The following is a 22,140-nucleotide window of genomic DNA, read 5'->3' as shown; positions in this document are numbered from 1 at the left end:
AATTGGATATGTGGGGGTTATTTTGGCTCAGAAAAGTCAAAATTCTCAATGAATTCGTGCATAACCAGGTCCGTAAGCAGTACCAGTCAAAAAAATGTCACGGAAACGTCATTTTTGAACTCTACTTTGACGGGGCTTTCACACAACCACAAAAGAACTCGGTTATGCACACTAAAAAATTATCTCTCCTTGCTATGGCCTGCACAGCAGCCATGCAATTTGTTTCGCCGCAAGCACTTGCGGAAGAGTCGTCCCAGTTAGTGGGAAAAGTCACTAACGTGAATAGTAGTAAGCTATTTGCCGGCGCAAAAATTGATATCAAAGAGCTTGGTATAAGCGTTTATGCTGACAAAGAAGGCCGTTTTAACATTCCTCGTATAGCGCCGGGTACTTATACCGTAGAAATTGATTATTTAGGCACGCAGCCATCAACACAAACGATAGTGGTGAAAGACGAAATTACTAACGTGACATTATTGGTGGGTACAGCAAGCGATACGTTAGAAGAATTGCTGGTTCGCGGACAACGAAGCGGGCAAGCCAACGCCATTAATAAGCAGCGTATGTCAGATGGTATCACCTCGGTAGTATCTGCAGATGCGATTGGTCAGTTCCCTGACCAGAACGCTGCGGAGTCTTTACAGCGCTTACCGGGCCTTTCAATTGAGCGTGATCAGGGTGAAGGTCGTTTTGTGGGAATTCGCGGTATTGACCCTAATTTAAATAACGTCACTATCAACGGTCTTAACATTCCTTCCCCAGAGGGCGGTGTAAGATCGGTGGCGCTAGATGTTATCCCCTCTGAGTTAATCAGCAGCTTAACCGTGTCTAAGTCGGTCACCTCTGATATGGATGCCGATACAATCGGCGGTAATATTGAAGTTAAAAGCGTGAGCGCCTTCGACCGCGCAGCTGACAGCGCCTCATTTACGGCACAATTAAGTCAAAACGAACTGCGCGATGCATTAAGCCCTAAATTAGCAGGCAGTATTACGCATAAAATTAACGATAAATGGGGTATTGCTGCAGCATTAAGTTATTTTGATCGTGAATTCGGCTCGGACAACATTGAAACCAATGGCGATGATGAAATTGAGCAGCGTCATTATTCCATAACGCGAGAGCGTCTAGGCGGTGCAGTTAATATTGATTTTAGACCAGACTTTAATAATCAATACTATCTTCGTACGTTATATAGCCGCTTCTCAGACGATGAATTCAGACAAGCCAACGTTTTCGTATTAGATGGCGATGACTCAGAAGTAGAGCGCGAAAGTAAAGACCGTTTTGAAGAACAAAGTATTCTGAGTATATCAGCCGGTGCTGAGCACGAACGTGACACGTGGACGATTAGCTATCAGGCCGGTTATTCGCGCTCTGATGAAGACGAGCCAGACGCACTTTACTATGTTTTTACCGGCGCTGATGCTGGCCTTGATGGTGATCTTGAGCAGCGCATTCCACAACTAACTATTCCGGCCTCGCTCAACGATTTTAGCAATTATGAGCTTGACCAAATGAGCCTCGAGCGTGGAAACGCTAAAGACACGGAACTTAGTTTCCGTCTCGATATTGCCAAACGAATAGAGTGGTTAGGCAGCGACGGCGAACTAAAATTTGGGTCGAAATACCGCACGCGAGAAAAAATAGCGGTAGCAGATATTGCCATATTTGATGGCGGTTTTGATAACTTCGACAATGCGTCGTTTGCTACTTCATCACCCGATTACGGCTTAGGTGATTTTGGGCCGGGCTTTAACCGCGGTGCACTGAGAAGTAACTTTAATCAGAGTCGTGAGCAGTTAGAGCTTGCGGAGTTAGACTCTCGCATCGAATCTCAAGGAGATTCTTTTACTAACGACGAAGATATTTTTGCCGCCTATGCCATGACGCGATTTGACTGGGACAAGTTGCGTGTGGTCGCGGGTTTGCGTTATGAGAGCACATCTTACAGCACGTCTGGCTCTCAGGTATCGTTAACTGAAAATGAAGACACCGACAGTCTTGATTTAACGATAGACCCAGTAAATGCTTCACGTGACTACGACAATTTATTCCCTAGCGTTAATCTGCGATACGCGTTTTCAGAAAAACTGATAGCCCGCGCGGCATTTACCCAAACCCTCTCGCGCCCCAGTTTTGAAGACGCCGCAGCGTTTCAGATTATTGAAGCTAACGTGAGAACCCAAGACGGCGAACAGGTGATAGAGCGTGAAGCAAGCGTAGGTAACCCCGAGTTGCAGCCCTACGAAGCGGATAACTTTGACTTAATGCTGGAATATTACCCAGGTGACATCGGCGTCCTTTCTGCAGGCATCTTTCACAAACGTATCGATAATTTCATCGTGGAAGCGAACGTTGCGGGCTCTGGCGCTTTTGAAGGGTTTGAAGAGGCATTTCAGCCTATTAATGGTGAAGAGGCAACGTTAACGGGCTTAGAGCTTAGCTGGGTTAAGAGCTTTAATAATGGCCTGTTGTTCTCAGCAAATGGCACATTTTCAAATTCAGACGCGGTGACTATTTTAGATGGCGAGCGTTTCGAAACTAATTTGCCTAATCAATCAGACACCGTCGGCAATGTCGCCGTTGGTTATGAAACTGATTCGCTGAGTTTGCGCTTGAGCATGACCTATAAAAGCGACAACTTAGAAGAAATTGATGACGGCATGTTGCGTATTGAAGACGACCACCAACAAATTGATTTTGTTGCCAAGTACTACATAAATAATGATATGCAGTTGTACTTTAACGGCATTAACTTAGGCGATGAACCGTTATATCACTACTTCGACGAGCGCAACCGCAACGCGCAGTTCGAGGAATATGGTCGTACGTTCGAAGTTGGCTTCATTTGGCGCATGCAGTAATAGGAAATAGATAAACATGAAATTGAAAAGCTTCCTTACTGCAGTTCATGTTTTTCTTTGTCTTGCCAGCTTTTCGCTGGCAAGCCAAGAGAATATAAACAGCGACTATTATCAGCAGCATCCTATTGTGGGCCTTGAAACATCAGATGACAGTTTTAGTTTTTTGGTTATCGGGGATTGGGGGCGCAACGGTCACTACCATCAACGCACAGTGGCTAAGTGGATGGACATCGCCGCTCAAAAGGTCGATGCAGAGTTTGTAGCAACCACGGGGGATAATTTTTATAGCAATGGTATCGCCTCTACTCAAGACCCTTATTGGCGCAGCTCGTTTGAAGACGTTTACACCGGTCCGCACTTGTTCATCGACTGGCATGCGGTATTGGGGAATCACGATTATCGCGGCAATTGGCAGGCGCAAATAGATTACAGCGAAATAAGCCGACGCTGGGAAATGCCCGCGCCTTATTACGCAAAAAACGTCGATGTTTCAGAAGATATCACCGCTTTGTTATTGTTTATTGATACCAGCCCTCTTAATCCTGCATATCGGGAAAGAGATAAATATGCTGAGGCGATGCGGCAAGACGGGGAAACTCAACTTAAGTGGATTGATAAACAGTTAAGCGAGTCTGATGCTGACTGGAAAATTGTTATTGGTCATCACCCACTTTATTCAAGTGGAAAACGCTATGGTAAAACCAGCGGTATTCGCGATGTACTCGAGCCATTGTTCGAAAAGCATGGTGTCGACGCCTATTTCGCAGGACACGAGCATGATCTTCAACATAATCGTGCCGCCGATTTGAAGGTTGAGCACTTTGTTTCAGGGGCGGGTTCTGAGCTTCGGCCTGTAAAGCAGCGTGAATTTACGAAGTTTGCCCAGTCCCAGGCGGGTTTTGCCGTTGTGTCAGTGAGTAGCGCTAAGTGCTTAGTGCAATTTGTTAATGATAGCGGAGAGGTGATTTATCACTATGCCCTCTCTTTAAAAAAGGACAAGTAATGTTACCCCGTTTTCCTTTAAGTGGGCTTCTTGCCCTATCTTTAAGTCTGCACTGCTATGTGGGCTATGCATCTACACAGCCTTTGCCAGCGCCTTTTTCTGACGATATTGAAACGTATGCCATTCACAGTATTGACAAGCAACGTCACGTCGCCGCTCACATCGACCCGCTCACTCAGGCGCTAGTTGTGAGCACGTTAGACGCTGGTCACGAACATAATGGTGCGCGAATGTCAGAGAAGTATCGCACCTCATCACCACAGGCCGATGTAGAAACGCTGTGTTTGTTTGAAGACGAACAGGGTGTCGGCGCATTTCTCTTTGATGTGCGAGGCATGGCAAAGCAGCACTACCTCTATCGTAAAGCAACAAAACAGTGGGAGCTTTTACCCATTAGAGAGTTTGCCGTTGGTGGCGAAATTGAATATTGCACTGTAGATAACGCATCTGGTCGCGTTTTCATGGCCGAAGAGGGCATGGGAGTGTGGCAAATATCACTGGCACCAGAATCTGAGTTGGTGCGTCACTTAGCGCCTTTAGCGTTAAATGAAGATACGGTAGATATAACACTTACCTCTAAAGATAGTGTTAAGGTCACGGATGAAAAAGGTAAGGTTTTTACCTTCGACGCTGAGCCTGTGGCTTATGTCCGTGATGATCTTTCACTATTGGTGGTAGATGGACAAACCGACCCGGTACAACGCTTTGGCGATGCCGCCGACGACCCAGCCATTTGGGTAAATAATGATGATCCCGAACAAAGCCTTATTATTGGTACCGATAAAAAGGCGGGATTAGATGTGTACAATCTCAGCGGAGAGCGGCTTCAGCATCTGCCGATAGGCAAAGTGAATAATGTTGATGTGCGTCAGTCGGTGCGCTTTGGCACACAGTCTGTTGATCTTGCTGTAGCGAGTAATCGCACTGGTAATAAACTTAGTGTTTTCAACATTGACGTAAAGACTCGCCAAGTTTCTCATCTTGCTGATCTTCCTACACCGCTCAATGATGTGTACGGCTTATGTCTCTATCAGCCAAAGGAAGGCTTAGAGGTGTTGGTCAACGATTCAGATGGTACCTATTTGCGATATGCACTTAGCGTGGATAATGGTGAGTTTGGTGCATCTTTGATGGAGCAATTTAGCGTACCGAGCCAACCGGAGGGCTGCGTGGCGGATGATCAACATCAGCAGCTTTTTTACGGTGAGGAGGCCTCGGGTATATGGCTTCGCAGTTTAGCCGATATTAACTTGTCTAGTGAAAAAGTGGCTGATCTGAATGACAAAGTGCACGCAGACATTGAGGGCATGGAAATTTATACTTTCGATGGCCAACGTTATCTGGTTGCATCAAGTCAAGGAAATGATAGCTACGCTGTTTATGCAGTCGATGACGACATGCGCTGGTTGGGAAGCTTTCGTATTGCCCCAGACATTGAAAAGGGTATTGACGGTGCGTCGGAAACTGATGGGCTTGCTATTAGCAGTGCCAACCTTGGCGCGGGTTATCCCGAAGGACTTTTAGTGGTGCAAGACGGGCGCAATGTGATGCCTAGCGATAAACAAAACTTTAAATTGGTATCGGGCGTTAAATTACGCAACTTCATTCGCCAGTATCGCTGATACAGTTTCAACACTGAATATTTAAAGCCAGAGACATGTTTTCGACGTGCCGATGGCTTTACGTTTTAAAAAGCAATACCAATTGCTAAACCTGCCACTATGGCATCATCATGATTGTGGTGATAATCGTAATGAAGCTGCGGGGATAGCGTAAACCCTGATATTTCAAATTCGTATAATAGACCTAATCGCGCCACTGCTATTTCTTCACCTTCAAAAAACTCAACGCCTGGACCCACTTGAGCAATAAAACTATTGGTAATGTGTAAGTCGGCTACTGCAAGATAAGTGTAAGCGTCAAGTTCACCAAAAGCATATTCGGCAACCACCCCTACGCCAAGGAAGTCATTTATGCGGTATTCGTAATCTATCCCGAGAGTAAAAGCATTACCGTGACTATCGGTGTATGTGGTGGCAGCGAGCACTGAAAGGTGATGTGGTGACTGCTGCCAGTGGTGATGGCTGTCTTCAGCAACTGCTGCGTTGCCAATTACGGTATAGCCAATAATGCATAGACATAAGCTTCTGCTCAGAAAGCTGCGGGGTCGTCTAAAAAGAGGGACAAGAATAAGTTTAAAGAGCCGGGTAAGGCCGCAATGAAGGGGAATTATACTTTTGTTCATGTAGATACTCGCTTAACTTCTTGGTTAGATACAACAAAGCGATTTTTAAGGCTGAACTTAACTTTAGTGTAGAAATTAATTTTTTGCATTTTTTTGCATAGTGCGGCATGTCGTTATCTCTGCAAACCACCGGCAAAAGGAAATTCAGAGATATTTTTACAAGCATTAATGGTTGGGTTTTAAATTTGTAATCTATGAAAATTAGAAAAAACAGACAAATGGCGCTACATTTTGTTTGGGAGGTATTTTTTTCATTATTAGAAGTTAGGTGAAAAAGCAGGGGCAATCAATATCTCACATAGAGGGTTTTAGCGTGATAAGACAGCTGGTATATCGTAGTAGAGCGTCTGCACAAATGAGTCAAGTTGACCTTGATAAGGTAACTAGCGACTCTTTGCCCTTCAATCTAAACAATGATGTAACGGGTATTTTGCTCTTCGACGGGGAATATTTTTTTCAGGTTCTTGAAGGTGAGTCGAATTTAATCGCAGGCCTTTATGAACATATTCAAAAAGATCCGCGACATGGCAACATCGTTAAAATTACAGATAACGCCATACATCAACGTGATTTTGGCGATTGGGCATTACGCACAATAAAGCTCGACCAAAAAAGCGGTGCCTACTGGTTGCCGTCTGATCTTTCCCTTCATCGTGATAGCCGGATTTTTGGCTTACTGAACGGTTTTGCCTCAGGGAAATGGCGCATGTGCTTATCTAATAAGGATTTGAAGGCGCTGAGGGCGTCTGTGGTTCAAGATGAGATCAACATAGCGGCCTATGCTCAGTCCGACATTCAATTTGCCTTTCAACCAATCGTGGATACACATAAAGGTGTTATTGTTTCTTACGAGGCGCTATTGCGCAGTAACGATGGACGTTTTCCTGAAGATGTTTTAGATAGTTTTCACGGAAGTGAAAAGTATCAGTTTGATTTGAATAGTAAGGCTATTGCTGTTGCGCAGGGTGCACAAATACTGCGCCCAGACCAAGCGCTAGCCATTAATCTATGTCCCGGTGCTATAACGCACTGTCCTGATATTACGAATTATCTTCTCGGTTTAGCATCAGACAACAACTTAAAGCCACAGCAGTTGATTTTGGAAGTTACAGAATCTGAAATTATAGAAGAGGGAGCGCTTTTTTTTGACGCTATAGAGAATTTGCGTTCTAGAGGAATTCGGGTTGCCCTAGATGACTTTGGTGCCGGTTATGCGGGGTTATCATTACTCGCCGATTTTCTTCCAGATAAAATTAAACTCGACCGCAGAATTACCACCAATATTCATGAAAATGGACCGCGACAGGCTATTTTTGAAGCGGTATTTGAATTTGCCAACTCTATGGGCATTCCTCTTATTGTTGAGGGAGTAGAAACCATGGACGAATGGCTGTGGCTTCAACATGCTGGTGCTCAGCGGTTCCAAGGCTATCTTTTTGCTCGCCCTAAATTAAACGGAGTAGAGAAACTTAATTTTGTAGTGAGTGGAATAAACAAAGCCGTGAACGTTAGGAGGGTTGGTTAATCTAGACGACTGCGGTAAATGCGGTAAATGCGGTAACTGCAAAGAGTGCAGAGAGTGGTCACAAAACTGCGAAACTACGCCCCTATCAAATATGTCACTGGAGCATCGTAGCGCTTTATACACAGCAACGGAATATATCAGCTAAAATTAAAAAGGGGCCGTGTACTTTATGCAACAGGACGGCCCCTTCGGTTTTTTATAACTCTGCTATGTCTCAGTGGTGCCTCAGTGCTGATTAAAGCGACACATGCTTTTGACTACCTAGGCCCGGGCCATACACAATAGCATTGAGCAATAGCCTGTTTGTGCCTAGTGCCGCACCTCTAAAGTTAGGCTGGCCAGAGAACAAGATAATTTGCCCTTTGCCACTGCGTTCACGAGTCAAGTAAGCCGTATTCGCAATACGCTGCTGAGCTTCCGGCCACAACAGGCCACTCATTCTTACGTTTAGTGCTTTATTCTCTGGTAGGGTAAACCAAAGGTCGGCAGTCTTTTTGCTCTCACCAGCTGTTTTCTTCTTACTATCATTTGGACCAAATACGCCCGCTCTAACCACAGCTTCGCTATTATCTGCCGACATAAGTAGCGGCTGATTGCTGTAAAGTAACGGCAGCACTTCAGGGGTACCTGCTGTCAACCAGTGCTGTTGGTCAGTTCTGCCAGCTACCATAGCCCCACTTGGCATAAAATGACTTAGCCATTTGTCGCGACGCGTTAGCTCGTCTTCTTTCAGTGGCTTAGGAAGGTCGTCCCAAGGGAATGTGTAGTCTGCATCCAGGGTATGAGACATAGCTGCCTTTCTATCAACCTTGTCTTCACCTGCCATATATTCTCGCGTAAGAGAAATATCGTAATCGAGTGCCTTTTCAAAACTGTTTTCAATTGTTTTGACTTTAGCTATACCGTCTTTATTAGCCAATGCAGCCGCACTTCGTCCGTGGGCAATAAGGGTTCCGCCATTTTTAACCCACTCGTCTAAAAGCGCCTGCTTTTGCTTATCTAGCGCGCCGTAGCTGGTAGGTAGTATAATAACGTTATATCTGCGCAAGTCGGTGCGATTTAGCGAGTTTACATCTATTTGGCTATGACGAATGCCCAGATGCGTGTCTAAGCTATACCAGGTAGCGCCTACATCGTAGCTAGCAAAGTTACCATGACTTAAAATGGCAATTTGTGGCTGGGTGAGTAAGTCAAAGTGCTTGCCACCCCACTCAGGCAAATCACCTTCGCCAAACCCACTAGTCGTTGCTGTAACAGATATTTTAAGTTCGTCAGCCGTTTGTTTGATGGTTTGAGCGAGATCTTTTTTGTTGGGGTTGTCTGTAACGGTGACGGCGATTGAACCACGATTGAACGTGGTATCTTGAAACTCAGAATCGCGATCGATATAGCGAACATGAACACCGCGTTCCATAAGTCTTGCAGCAAAAGCCACTGAACGGTCATCAGCACCATCTACTATCCATGCAATCGCGTTATCAACAAACGCATGAGAAGGTGTGCTTAGTGAATAGGGGCTAACATTACGCGTTATATTCTCGGGTACAGTAACGCTTTCAAGGCCGTACATCATGGTCAGGTTCCATGCTGTTGTATCGTACATAAGCGATGAGCCGTCACGTAAAGTCTTCTGGCGCTCTTCTAGTAATACTGCGTCATTAACGCCAGCGTCAAACTCCATGATAGCGGCAATAAGCGGTGCCTCAGGCTGGCGGTTGGGTATAACAAGGCTTCCCTTGGGAATGATGAGGTCTTCTTTCACTTCACCTAATTGAGTGGTAGCACGGTCTACTTCAATATCTTTATCCGCAACATACACATTAATATCCTGTGCCAGCAAACGGCTTACCAGTGCGCTTGTTCTTCCCACGTTATCATTTGCCATTACCACGTAAGTGCGATTGGCGAATTTGCCTTTTGAGGCCACATTATTTTTGCGCCCCTGCCAATAATCTCGATACATGGCTTTGCTGTTTTTATCGAGTGTTTTTAAATTAGCTAGCGTAGAAACAAACTGATGGTGAACCGATTCGATATAAGTTTGCACTGTGCCCTCAGGGCGGCGAACGCCGTCTTCTGCCATGCGAGACTGTTCATATAAAATATGCATAGTTCCGCGGTATTCTGAGTAATTTGAATAGCCTGGGTACCAATTTTCAAACCACTCACCCGTGTAATAGCGCCAGCCTTTCTTATCGAACGCTGAAGATTGATCGCGCGCAAAAGTTTTTGCCCATTTTTGCAAGTTAGGATCTATATTCTGATTTAGTGGCTGGCGGGGTGGACCCATTAAATAGGTGTCTTGGCTTCCCATTTCGTGACCATCAATCATTAGCTGGGGGCGCCAGTCGTTTATCATTTCCACTCGACCGACGGTTTCAGGCTGCGTGAGATAAAAGAAGTCTCGGTTTAAATCGAAAAAGTAGTGGTTTGTTCTGCCGTAAGGCCAGTCACCACGGTGCAGCAAGGATTGATCGTCAACATTAGGTGCTGTGCCGCGATACTGCTCCAGTGATTTGGCAAATCGAGCGCGCCCGTCTGGGTTCATCATGGGGTCGATAACAACCACCATATCATCAAGCAGGGCTTCCACGTCTTTGTCTTCACTGGCAATCAGATGATAGATAGCGGTTAACGCTGCATCTGCGCCTGATGTTTCATTACCGTGAATAGAATATGCCATCCAGGCAACGGCGGGCAGTGAATCGATGATGTTGCTGGCTTGGCTATCGCTGGTATTTAAAGGGTTAGCAAGCTTATCGATATTACTTTTGATAGTATCGAGTTCACTGAGTAACGCCGGTGTTGATATAAAAACAGCTACAAGGGGGCGCCCTTCGTGAGTGCGTGCATATTCAACTACTTGCAGTCTGTCACTTTGCCCGGCCCAGTGCATAATGGCGCTGTGTATTTGCGTTGGGTCTGCAACGCGAGACCCTATAGGAAATCCCAGCAAGTCATCTGGGGGGGTAATGTTTTCGTTGTAAGTGCCGGTAAGTAACTCACCCTTGTATTGTAGGTCTGGATCCTTGATAGGTTTCATGAGAATAGCTGAATAAGCAGGCATTACTGCTATGCCTAGCAATAGCACGAACCACTTTTGTATAGATTTCATGTGTGTCCCTTGTCGCTTTCTGATTTTTCTAAGTAATTACTAGCCAGCCTATCGTTTTTGACCATTCAGGTGTTAGACAAGTCATGCGTACGACAATGACTAGCTGAATTTTTACTTACTTTGTTGTATGACTACTCAATTCATAGTGTAGCGTATAAATTAAACAGTCAATGAGGCTGCGATGAACGAATGAGTTATCACGATTTTAGTGAGGAGTGTACAAGCTAGTGCAACGCAGTGAATAACGCATTGCTGAAACAGTCAACACTGTAAGTCAGCAATACGAATTAACAACTAGGCACTTAAATTAACAATAAATTCCACTGTACTTGTAAATTAATCAGGCGCTTTCTGTAGAGTGTAGAAAATTACTGTAAGTGTCTAATATAGCGGGTTTTTCCCAGTGAAGGAAATGACCGGTATCTGGCACTAGTTTGTATACACAATTGGGTATTTTGGTTACTGCAGCACGTATGCCTTCGTGGTCTAAAATGGTGTCGTGCTCTCCGCAAATTACCAAGGTTTTTGCTTTTATTTCCCGTAGATTGATAAGTTTGCTTATATCTCGGCTTGTTTTTACAAACTCGCAGTGTTCGTAAAAGTTCAACAGCTCTTTCTCGTCCATGTTCGAAAATTGGTTTATCATTTGCTGTTTTTGCGATTCGGGAATGTACTGCCCAAAGCATTCGATCATAAGTGGAGCAATACTTTCAAAATCACCGGTCTTAAATGCCGACTGACCCTGATGAATAAGCTCTAAAATGGTATCGTTGGTCGATACGCCAAAGCTGCCTAATATCATTTTTTCGATTTTGGCAGGATATTTTGCCGCAATATAAGCCGCAAGTATGGTTCCCCAAGACGCCGCGGCTAGCACCACTTTGTCGGTCTTTGCGGTATCTGCGATAACATTCAACAGTACCTGCTGTTGTTCTTCAAACGTTACCTGTGGTTCTCCCGATAGAATTTCCGCTCGACCTGTACCGGGTAAATCAAATACAACTACCGAAAAAGAGGGAACAAAACGCTTAACAAATGTTCGCCATACTGCCATCGTTTGTTTAGCGCCGCTAATGCATACAATGGTGTTTGGTTTGTCTCCATAAATACGGTAGGGCACAAGAAACCTATCACAACGTATACTGCCTTTTACAACCTTCACACAATCGCCTCATTACTCTTAGCGCAGTTGATTTGCTATCAATGCTTTATTATCTACTATTGGTTTTTGACCAAACCAAATTGACCAGAGTGCCTCAGTGAGTTCTCTGTTGTCTGTTTCTACAATTCTTTGTTCATTAAAATGTACGATAAGTTTCGTTCTATTTATACGAGATAACACCAATCGGGACTTCTCAGTTATATCGTTATCGAAGCCTTCTGACAATCGTATTATGTCGTTTTTAATTTTGCTCAAATCTTTACCGGGGTTATTACGCTCAATACCGTCGATAAGTGCCTCTTCTACTTGCTCTCGTGAAACGTCGCGTAAAAACTCTATTTCAACCCGTTGCGACAGGTCGCCAGCAGCGATGAGTTTTATAAGTTCGTCAGGATCGCTCGACTTTTCTGCGGGCCAGGCCATGAAGTGACTGATTTTGTAAACACTGAAAAAAAAGCGTTTTCTAATTGTTGAACCGCTGAAGACTAAGGGTATTGAACGCGCCTCAGCGCGAGAATTAGGCGTTGTTTCTGCATCTGCTGCAGACGCGTTGGTACAATGTATGCTCAAAAAAAACAGAAAAGGTAGCAGCAACGACGAAATACCAGTGGGTAGGAATAACGATTTATAAGGCATATTTCCAGCGAATGAATTCAACGAATGCTCCAACAGACCTACTAAAAAAGCTCTTAGAGATTACGTTGTTAAACTACATTAAAAAAGCATGTTAACAAATAATTAATGTTTATGTAGCCTAGAATGAATTCAAGGTTTATTCGCTTGATAAGAGTGTTGAAAAAAGGGCAGAAACTTTTAGTTGTTCTTGAGTTTGCAATCACAAATTAACAAAACAAACACTACAAAGAAAATGCCCAAACAAAACAACGAGAGTGATGGCTTACAAGCCTAGTACCTTAGCGCGAATGTTAAACGCACATTTCTTGGCTCTACTGGGTGATAGTGTAAATCTTCAATGCCCCCCTCGGGCTCACCGGGTAATCGCGAAGCATAGAAATAGTCAATATCGTGGTCGTCACTATCAAGGGCGTTTAACACTTCCAAGGTAATATCCCAGTTGGGCTGTCTGTATACCGCCTGAGCATTAAGTAGAAAAGTTGAAGGTGGAGAAACTTCATCAAAACTTTCAACGGTGCGTGAACTCAGGTAGCGGGCACGCAATGTATAGCTCATGCCTAATTGATTACTGTTTTGGTAGTAAGTCGCGCCAGCGCTAATAACACCAGGAACCGTACCGTCGATATGTCTTCCCTCGCCCTCAACGCGGTCGCTAAAGCGTGCTTTTGTATAGGCTGCTTCTATGTCGGTAGTAAGGTGGTGGTTTACCCAATAATAGGCGCTTATCTCTATACCGTGGCGCTCGGAAGGGCGGCTGGGTTCGGTGAAGCCTGCATCGCCAACGTACAGTAACTCGCTATCAAGTTCTAACCGCCAAAGCGCCGCCGAGATGTTAAAGGTTCTTCCGTCTGTGTAATTTAATCCGGTTTCATATCCTAAAGATTTTACTAACAAAGGCGAAGGGGGGGTAGCGTCACCTGTGGACGGGTCAATACTGATCGTTGCTCCCCTTGCATCGTTTGAGTGAAAGCCCTGACCCACATTGGCAAACGCTGTTAAGTTTTCACTTACTGCGTACTTTAGTGCGGCTTTAAGAGTAAATAATCCGTCTCCTTCATCGCCGCTGTTTGCTGCTAAGTCACTATCTACCTCAACGTCTAAATAATCATAGCGGCCACCTAATGAAAGACTCAGATCATCTGAAAGTACAATATTCGATTGTGCGAATAATGAATAACTGCTGCTCTTAACTGCGTCTTCTCTGATTGTGCTAAGGCGTTTAAGATTTTGCGTACGGTATAAGCCAACATTATCAATATCGTCGAAGCGCCATTGGGTGCCCATGGTAATAGTGCTTCCCTCGGTTACTTCTAGGGGAAGGGTAGTAAAAATTTCGCCGCCGTAGATTTTTCTGTCATCGGCTTGTTCAAACTGGTCGCCGGTGTCTGGGTTGTCGAGAAAATAAGTGAAGTTTGAAAATAAGGTTAAGTCTGTGTCGATAACATAGAACGATGCATTGACGTCGTCGCTTTTGTAATTCGCAGATAAAGAGTAACGTGACGATTCGCCTCCCACTTCGGTATCGATAGAGCCTAAGCGATCGATAAGGCCGCTTTCTATGGCGCGAGCCGGCACTTGGTCAGCGCCGTTCCAGCTGTTGCCGTAAGCCATTCCAGTAACCGTTAACTCTCCATCGAATAACGGCGTTATGTAGCGGATATTGGCGTTTTTCTTTCTGACGTCTTCGCTAATATCGCTCCACGGTCCTTCGTAGGTTTGATATTCAAGGGCGGCAATAGCTTTTCCGTCACCTATGTCGGCCTGATTAACCGTGGTAATTCGTTGATAGCCATATTCACCTAAAGTGAGAAACAGTTGATTCTTTTCTAGAGAGTTTCTTAGATTAAAGAACGCGCCACCGGCACTGGAGAAGTCGCCAATGTTGGCGTAATAAGTGCCCTTAAAATAGCTCAAGTTAGCTACCATTTCGGGAATAACAAAGTTCAAATCGCTGTAACCTTGACCGTGGCCATGACTTCTCATGTTAATGGGCATGCCGTCGACACTCACGGTGAAGTCGGTTCCGTGGTCTAAATTAAAGCCCCTTAAAAAATATTGATTGGCTTTACCTGAGCCACTGTGCTGGGTCACCATCATGCCTGGAATGAATTCAAGCATCTCGCCGGTGCGCAGCATGGGGCGCTCTAGCAAAGTATCTCCAGACACCCATCCTTGAGACGCAGACACAAATTCACCACTTTTTTGTGACATGTCACCCTTAACCCGAATGTGTTCTATGTCACCTTCGGCTGGATCGTCTAATGCAAAAACCGACGATGGAAATAAAATCAACGCAACGCTGAGAGACAGTGCTGAAAGTGCATAACCTGAGTTCATAGTTATCCTTAATGAAGTAGGATGTTAATTAACAGAACGGGGGGCATTGCGTTTTAGATGCAAGAAAGTGTTTGAAAATATAAATGAAAGTCAGTTGGTACTATCTGTTGGAACAAAATGAAGGTCAGTACTCGCTAGTAGGATGTTTAATCAATAACATTATGAGTTAACACTCGCTGAGTGCTATCCGTAGTGCTTCATGTACACATGAAAAAGCCCGTAAAACTTGCGCTATACGGGCTTTGATTAGGGCTAGTAATAAGTTACGCGTTAGCCAAGTTGCTTTCTAAGTTCCGCAAAAAATTCATTAATACGCTCAGCATTTTTACCCAAGTCACTTTTGCCCACGCGAGATTTACTGCGCACATCCACCAAAGTGTCGTCGCCTTTCTCTGTTAGCCTAATTACCACATCGTCCTTAAAGCCAAACCAAGTGGTTGTATCTGTGGCTTCGAGCGTGTTGGGCAAAGCGCCAGCGGTGACGTTATCCCACCCTAAAATAGCAATGGTTTTCTCTGCAGCTACGTAAACTTCGTTAACAGGCTGTGGAAGTAGCTGGGTCTTTATTTCAGGATAAGCTTCAAGCTGCTGTTTAGTGATTTCGCCGCCAGCGTAATTTATATCATTTGGCGCACCTTCGCGTAACGGCGCAATGGCAACGAACGCAGGTGGATTTGTTACGTCGGTAGTAATGTCATGAATAGGAGGTACGGTACTGGCCTTGCTCATCATGCTTACCGGCATGGCTACGGCTATGAGCGCCAAGACTGCACAAGCAACTGTACTTCCCCAGTTCACATTTTTACGGTTAATTAGCATTTGCAGTACAATAAGAATAAGGGCTGCGCCGCCTACATAAACGCCAAAGCGCAACGATGTAAAGGCAGTACCTAAGCTCACACCTGCAAACTGATATAGGGGGCCGGGCAAAACCACCATTAAAAAGCCGACTATGCTGGCTAAGGCAATTAATACTTTCACGTTAACTCCATTATTTTTCTTTTATGTTATGGACCTACTTTAACAGGCATTGTGATTTTTTGGATTACTTTCACAACATAATTTTGCAAGTACCCGCGTTATTGCAAAAGACCGAGCAGAGAAGCGTTTTTTGGCGGTTTTTGCAGACCGGTTATTGCAGACAGCCAAGTAACGCTTTTCAGGACAGGCATGTTAACGCTTTCAAGACAGTCATGTTACGGTTAGATTGCTGTAAGCAATAATGTTTAACGAGGTGGGTTTGGAAATAAATAACAGGGAAACAAAGAACAGTGGTTCTCAAGTACATGAAGTACTGGCTGATTTGCTCGTGGACATACTATCAACAATGACTGACCTTTTTAGACAAGGGGTTAGCGAATACCAGTTAATCTCAAAGCTTAAAAATCCGCCTTATTCGGTATTTGACGATGAGGAATTGCGAGACCCTCTCGTGCTATTTAAAACTCACTTTGTCTTATTTCACGCTTTGTATTGCTTGCGAAATCAATGGCGCATGAGCGGCATTGGCGAGTTAGATATTCACGCACTCAATATCCAGCTATCTGCACCTACCTCTTCATGTGATAGCGCTTATGAAAGCTTCCAGAAAAGCAGCCAGAAAAGTAGCCAAGATAGCAGCCAAGATAGCAGCCAAGATAGCAGCGACAACAGCGACGAACCTGAAAACCATGCGGTTGACGCACACGACGCGTTGGCGTCTTACTATCTAAATTGGTCAAATTTTGAAGAGACAGACAAAGAAAGCGTAGAAGCGTTGCTTGATAGCTTTTGGACTCAAATGGGGCATGCTCAATTCGAGACCTATACCGACCACGAAGTCGACGATGCTCACCAAGTATTAGGGTTTTCATACACTACGTACTTACCAATGAAAGAAAAGGCATCATGCGACGTCACGTTAGCAGATGTTAAAAAACACTACAGAAAAAAGCTGCAGCAACAGCATCCTGACAAAGGTGGCAGCGTAGAAGGCGCTCAGCGCGTTATTTCTGCATATCAATTATTGGTAAAATTTTATTCGTTTAAATAGAATAAAATAAGGCTGATTTGTAGGTATTATAAGGATTAAAAGAACGTCGAAGGCTGTTTAACGACAACATTTGTAAATTCGGCCGCTCGGTCTTTTATTCTTTAGTATAAGCGCGCACAATACGCAGGATAAGAGCGTAGATTCGTTAAACGATCACCTAACTATGCCACACCTAAACCGGTACTCCACAGCTAATGGCATCAGTCCACAAGTGAGTATCCCGGCAGTTTTTAAAGATACATATTTAAACTTGGTCAAAAGGCCTTTCGATGCATTTCGCCGTCATTGGCGAGGTAATGTAGTTGGTATTTCGCCGCCTGCATTTAATAAGTTATTGGGAAAAAGAAGATTTATGAGTCGCATTTTTTATCTTACTGCAACACTACTCACCGTGTTAGGCGTTGTTGGGTGTTCAAACGAGTCAGCATCATCACCAGGTTCTCAGCAGGCCATGCCTGCGCCTTCGGTTTCTGTGATAACTATTAAAAGACAGCCTGTTACTCACGAAATGGTGTTGCCCGGGCGCGTAAGCCCGTCACGGCAATCTCAGGTCAGGCCGCAGGTTGATGGTGTTATTACAGCGCGACTTTTTGAAGAAGGTGCGCAGGTAAAAAAAGGTCAGCAGCTTTATCAAATAGATGAAGCGCGCTATTTAGCGCAACTCAATAGTGCAAAAGCAGATTTAAAGAGTGCACAAGCTAATCTAAAAACACTGGAAGCCAAGGCGCGTCGATACGACGACTTGGTTGAGAAAAATGCAGTAAGTAAACAAGAGTACGACGATGTCATTGCTCAAAAAGAGCAAGCCCAAGCCGCTATAAGTGTGGCAGAAGCAGCGGTAGACGTAGCCAAGGTCAACATGGGTTACACCAAGGTTTACGCGCCAATAAGCGGTCAAATAAGTCGCTCATTTGTTACTGAGGGAACCTTGGTTACTACGAATCAGGCGCAGCAACTTGCGGTTATTACTCAGCTCGATCCAGTTTACATTGATATGCAGGAGTCGGGTGCTTCAATTCTGACCTTACGTCAGTCTATGCGCAATCAAGGTTCAATGGATGTTGAACTCACTGTAGACGAGGTAAGTGGCGAAAAATACTCGCATACAGGTAGCGTAAAGTTTTCAGAAGTGACTGTAGATGAAAGCACCGGGTCTGTAACGTTGCGTGCTGAAATGCCCAACCCCGATAGCATTTTGTTACCAGGGTTGTTTGTAAAAGGCCATGTAATAACTGGGCGAGAGAATGCTTTGCTTGTTCCGCAAAGAGCCACTACCCGTCAGCCGAATGGCTCGCTGTCAGTATATGTTGTAGGCGACGACGGCACCGTAGAGGGCAGAACGCTGAATGTTGGGCAAATATATCGCGACCAGTATGTAGTTAACGGCGGCCTTAGCGAAGGTGATCGCGTTATTGTTACCGGGTATCAGAAAGTTAAACCAGGTGCCAAAGTGAATGCATCTGAATGGCAACCCTCATCACGCGGCTCACGATAAGCAAGCAAGGAATTTTTAGTTATGGCTCGCTTTTTTATAGACAGACCCGTGTTTGCATGGGTGCTAGCAATTATTACTATGATGGCAGGTGTGCTTGCCATTATTTCTCTTCCCATTGAACAGTACCCTAAAGTAGCGCCACCTACCGTTACTATTAGTGCATCGTATCCTGGAGCATCGGCAGAAACCGTAGAAAACTCTGTTACACAGGTCATCGAGCAAAGCTTGTCGGGTATTGATAACTTACGCTATTTTTCTGCTAGCAGTTCGAACAGCAGTGTTTCAATTAGCTTAACGTTTGAACCAGGCACCGACCCAGATATTGCGCAAGTACAAACACAAAACAAAGTGCAGAGTGCGCTGCCGCTGTTGCCAAGTGAAGTGCAACAACAGGGCGTTACCGTATCTAAGTCGAACAGCGCTTTTGCATTAGCGGTTGGTTTTTATTCTGAAGACGACACTATGAATCAGTACGATTTGAGTGATTTACTGGTGTCGCAGTTTCAAGATCCCATTTCCCGAGTCAATGGCGTGGGGAATGTGCGCGTATTCGGCGCACAGCGTTCTATGCGTATTTGGTTAGATCCGGATAAATTGAACAGTTACAACCTAACGCCTGTGGACGTACAAGCTGCGGTTCAGGTGCAAAACACCGATGTCTCTGCTGGTCAGTTAGGTGGCTTACCTGCGATTAATAATCAGCAAATTAATGCCACTATTCAGGCGCAAAGCCGCCTACAAACAGAAAAAGATTTTGAAAACATTGTGCTGCGGGTTAATACCGATGGCTCACAGGTAAGAGTGCGCGATGTTGCCCGCGTAGAACTCGGCGCGCAAAGTTACGATGTCATTGTACGCTACGACAGGCGTCCTGCGTCGGGCATGGCCATTAGCTTAAGCTCGGGCGCAAATGCGCTTGAGACAATAAAAGACGTAAAAGCTCGTGTAGAAGAGCTTAGAGCTAACCTGCCAGATAGTGTGAAAGTGGTGTACCCCGTTGATAGCTCTCCTTTCATTGAATTGTCTATAGAATCTGTGGTGAAAACACTTATTGAAGCCGTGATACTGGTGTTTTTAGTCATGCTGCTGTTTTTGCAAAATTGGCGTGCAACGCTTATCCCTACCATAGCCGTGCCGGTTGTATTGCTTGGTACATTCGCAGTGCTTTTGTTATTTGGGTTTAGCATAAACGTGCTTACCATGTTCGCGATGGTGTTAGCTATCGGGCTGTTGGTAGACGATGCTATCGTTGTTGTAGAAAACGTTGAGCGAATTATGGAAGAGGAGGGGCTGCCGCCCGCCGAAGCCACCAAAAAATCTATGACTCAAATTACCGGCGCGCTGGTGGGTATTGCGGCTGTGCTTTCTACCGTATTTATTCCCATGGCCTTCTTTAGTGGTTCTGCAGGGGCAATTTATCGTCAGTTCTCGGTAACTATTGTATCAGCAATGGCGTTTTCAGTATTAGTGGCCATTGTTTTATCTCCTTCGCTCTGCGCTACCTTGTTAAAAAAGCACCCCGAAGATCACGATAAAAATAAGGGCTTTTTTGGCTGGTTTAATCGCACTTTCAATAAAGGTAGAGATTCCTACCAGCGCACAACAACACATATGGCAAAGCGGGCTAAGCGCTATTTTGTTGTGTATGGTTTGTTAGTGGGCGGTATGGCGTTTATTTTCAGCCAGCTTCCAGGGGCATTTTTGCCCGATGAAGACCAAGGCCGCATGATGGTGTTAGTAAGCACACCTCCGGGAGCAACCGCAGGAAGAACTCTAGAGTCGATAAAGCAAGCGGAAGATTATTTTCTCGATCAAGAGCAAGAGGCGGTAAACGGCCTGTTTTCAGTGGTTGGATTTAGCTTTGCTGGCCAAGCGCAAAATGCGGGCATGGCATTTATAAATTTGAATGATTGGAGCGAACGCGACGAGGATAGCTCGGCATTTGCTGTACTAGGCCGAGCGTTTGGTGCCTTTAGTCAAATTGAAGATGCATCTGCATTTCCTATTGTGCCGCCACCTATTATGGAATTAGGTAACGCTACGGGTTTTGATATGCAGCTAGTGGATCGAGGTGGTAATGGTCACGAGGCGTTAATGAACGCCCGTAACCAGTTGCTAGGTATGGCTGCGCAAAACCCGAAACTTGCGGGCGTTCGCCCCAACGGATTAAGCGATGTGCCGCAATTTAAGATAAACATCGACAGTGAGAAAGCCTCAGCACTGGGCCTGAACTTAAGTGACATTAACCGAACCCTACAAATTGCATGGGGTTCGAGCTACGTTAATGATTTTATCGATAAAGGGCGTATTAAGCGCGTATATATGCAGGGTGACATTCCACATCGCATGACGCCAGACGACCTTGAAAAATGGTATGTACGCAACAGTAATGGCGAAATGGTGGCGTTTAGCTCGTTTGCCAGCACTGAGTGGGTGTACGGATCACCTAAACTTGAACGCTTTAACGGTATTTCTTCGGTGAATATTCAGGGCAGCCCTGCCGAGGGTGTTTCATCGGGAGAAGCCATTGCTGAAATGGAAAAGTTGGTTGCGCAGTTACCACCGGGCTACGGCATCGAATGGGCTGGCTTATCTTATGAAGAGCAGCAGGCAGGCTCGCAGGCCCCAATGCTCTATGCTATCTCTATTTTAGTGGTGTTTTTATGTCTTGCTGCTCTATATGAAAGTTGGTCGGTTCCTTTTGCGGTAATGCTGGTAGTGCCGTTGGGGATCCTTGGTTCTGTAACTGCAGCGTTTATATTTAATCTGCCCAATGACGTGTATTTGCAGGTGGCGTTTTTAACCACAGTGGGCTTAGCGGCAAAGAACGCAATTTTAATTGTGGAATTTGCGAAAGAAGAATACGAGAACGGTGTCGATTTAATGACTGCCGTATCTAATGCCGCGTCTCAGCGCTTCCGCCCTATTTTAATGACCTCTATGGCTTTCATTTTAGGTGTAACGCCACTGGCGCTGGCTAGTGGAGCAGGCGCTGCTAGTCAAAACGCCATTGGTATTGCAGTGATGGGGGGAATGTTCGCGGCCACTTTCTTGGCTATCTTCTTTGTTCCCATGTTTTATGTGATGGTGGAAAAACTATTCCATAAACAAAACAAGTAATGTAAGGTCAAAAAGAGGTGTAAAAGAGGTTTAGTTAGCGTGATATTGAAACTATCGACTTTTCAATAAGGACATTAGCAAGATGACGACTGTTGTATTTTCTCACGGAAAAGAAAGTGGCCCATGGGGCAGTAAAATTACCACACTTTCTAACGTAGCAAGTGATATGGGCTTTGGTGTTGAAAGTATCGACTATCAAGACCTCGATTGCCCGGAGGCTCGATTATTACGGCTGAAAGACACTATTGCTGAGAAGTGTAACGACGTTATTTTGGTGGGTTCAAGCATGGGCGGTTACGTTTCGTTGGCGGCAGCTAGCCAAATATCCGCTCGTGGGGTTTTTCTGATGGCCCCCGCGCTATATATGCCAGATTATGAAATTCAGCGTTTTCCTTACGACGGCTATGTGAGCGTAGTTCACGGTTGGAACGACGATATTATTCCTATCGAGAACAGCCTCAAATACGCTCGCGATCAAAAAGCACAGTTGTTGCTTTTAAATGACGGGCACCGTTTGGCAAACAGCAAGTCTGTTATTTCACCCTTCTTCAGAAATTGGTTAGAAAAGTTTCGCTATTAAATATATAGCTACTAATTTCATAG

The 22,140-nt window shown here is 44.9% G+C and carries 14 protein-coding genes; 8 read left to right on the top strand and 6 right to left on the bottom strand.

The window, feature by feature from the left end; all coding sequences use genetic code 11:
- Positions 1–164: 164 nt before the first annotated feature.
- Genes GTW09_RS11095 through GTW09_RS11085 form a run of 3 tightly spaced genes read left to right on the top strand, consistent with a single transcriptional unit; the run spans position 165 to position 5,492 of the window.
- The gene (locus GTW09_RS11095; RefSeq protein ID WP_163111941.1) at positions 165–2,867 is read left to right on the top strand and encodes a TonB-dependent receptor; all 2,703 of its coding nucleotides are present in this window, start codon (positions 165–167) and stop codon (positions 2,865–2,867) included.
- Between the two features lie 16 nt (positions 2,868–2,883).
- A complete protein-coding gene (locus GTW09_RS11090) occupies positions 2,884–3,870 on the top strand; it encodes a purple acid phosphatase family protein (protein ID WP_163111940.1) in 987 nt (328 codons plus the stop codon).
- Positions 3,870–5,492 (top strand): phytase, encoded by a 1,623-nt coding sequence (locus GTW09_RS11085; protein ID WP_163111939.1) that lies wholly within the window; start codon positions 3,870–3,872, stop codon positions 5,490–5,492. The genes GTW09_RS11090 and GTW09_RS11085 overlap by 1 nt, the downstream gene beginning before the upstream one ends.
- A 65-nt stretch (positions 5,493–5,557) precedes the next feature.
- On the opposite strand, the gene GTW09_RS11080 is transcribed toward GTW09_RS11085, so the two are convergent.
- Complete coding sequence (locus GTW09_RS11080) at positions 5,558–6,115, bottom strand: hypothetical protein (protein WP_239059356.1); 558 nt, start codon at positions 6,113–6,115, stop codon at positions 5,558–5,560.
- A gap of 268 nt (positions 6,116–6,383) precedes the next feature.
- Here GTW09_RS11080 and GTW09_RS11075 point away from each other — a divergent pair, with 268 nt between their 5' ends.
- A complete protein-coding gene (locus tag GTW09_RS11075) occupies positions 6,384–7,640 on the top strand; it encodes a diguanylate phosphodiesterase (protein WP_338024947.1) in 1,257 nt (418 codons plus the stop codon).
- Between the two features lie 235 nt (positions 7,641–7,875).
- Here the strand turns inward: GTW09_RS11075 and GTW09_RS11070 are convergent, their stop codons facing one another.
- The 5 genes from GTW09_RS11070 to GTW09_RS11050 form a co-directional block, all read right to left on the bottom strand.
- Complete coding sequence (locus GTW09_RS11070; protein ID WP_163111937.1) at positions 7,876–10,755, bottom strand: M14 family metallopeptidase; 2,880 nt, start codon at positions 10,753–10,755, stop codon at positions 7,876–7,878.
- A gap of 340 nt (positions 10,756–11,095) precedes the next feature.
- The gene (locus GTW09_RS11065; protein WP_163111936.1) at positions 11,096–11,917 is read right to left on the bottom strand and encodes an alpha/beta fold hydrolase; all 822 of its coding nucleotides are present in this window, start codon (positions 11,915–11,917) and stop codon (positions 11,096–11,098) included.
- 18 nt (positions 11,918–11,935) lie between these two features.
- Positions 11,936–12,574: a chalcone isomerase family protein gene (locus GTW09_RS11060; protein ID WP_163111935.1), complete on the bottom strand. Its 639-nt coding sequence runs from the start codon at positions 12,572–12,574 to the stop codon at positions 11,936–11,938.
- A 249-nt stretch (positions 12,575–12,823) separates the two neighbouring features.
- Positions 12,824–14,890, bottom strand: coding sequence for a TonB-dependent receptor (locus GTW09_RS11055; RefSeq protein WP_163111934.1), 2,067 nt, complete (start codon positions 14,888–14,890; stop codon positions 12,824–12,826).
- A gap of 270 nt (positions 14,891–15,160) precedes the next feature.
- Positions 15,161–15,871: a DUF1499 domain-containing protein gene (locus GTW09_RS11050; RefSeq protein ID WP_163111933.1), complete on the bottom strand. Its 711-nt coding sequence runs from the start codon at positions 15,869–15,871 to the stop codon at positions 15,161–15,163.
- A gap of 259 nt (positions 15,872–16,130) precedes the next feature.
- Between GTW09_RS11050 and GTW09_RS11045 the strand changes: the two genes are divergently transcribed.
- The 4 genes from GTW09_RS11045 (at position 16,131) to GTW09_RS11030 (ending at position 22,117) form a co-directional block, all read left to right on the top strand.
- On the top strand, positions 16,131–16,922 hold the full coding sequence (locus GTW09_RS11045; protein ID WP_239059355.1) for a DNA-J related domain-containing protein: 792 nt from the start codon (positions 16,131–16,133) through the stop codon (positions 16,920–16,922).
- A gap of 352 nt (positions 16,923–17,274) precedes the next feature.
- Positions 17,275–18,417 carry an efflux RND transporter periplasmic adaptor subunit gene (locus GTW09_RS11040; protein WP_163111931.1) on the top strand — a complete coding sequence of 381 codons (1,143 nt, stop codon included), beginning with the start codon at positions 17,275–17,277 and terminating at the stop codon, positions 18,415–18,417.
- Positions 18,418–18,438: 21 nt separating this feature from the next.
- Positions 18,439–21,537, top strand: a complete 3,099-nt coding sequence (locus tag GTW09_RS11035) for an efflux RND transporter permease subunit (protein WP_163111930.1) — start codon at positions 18,439–18,441, stop codon at positions 21,535–21,537.
- Between the two features lie 82 nt (positions 21,538–21,619).
- Positions 21,620–22,117: an alpha/beta hydrolase gene (locus GTW09_RS11030; RefSeq protein ID WP_163111929.1), complete on the top strand. Its 498-nt coding sequence runs from the start codon at positions 21,620–21,622 to the stop codon at positions 22,115–22,117.
- Positions 22,118–22,140 lie beyond the last annotated feature (23 nt).

It is taken from the genome of Alteromonas hispanica (genome assembly GCF_010500915.1).
Classification (GTDB): domain Bacteria; phylum Pseudomonadota; class Gammaproteobacteria; order Enterobacterales; family Alteromonadaceae; genus Alteromonas; species Alteromonas hispanica.
Note: the sequence above shows the minus strand (reverse complement) of the source record. Positions and strands in the feature narration are given on the sequence as shown.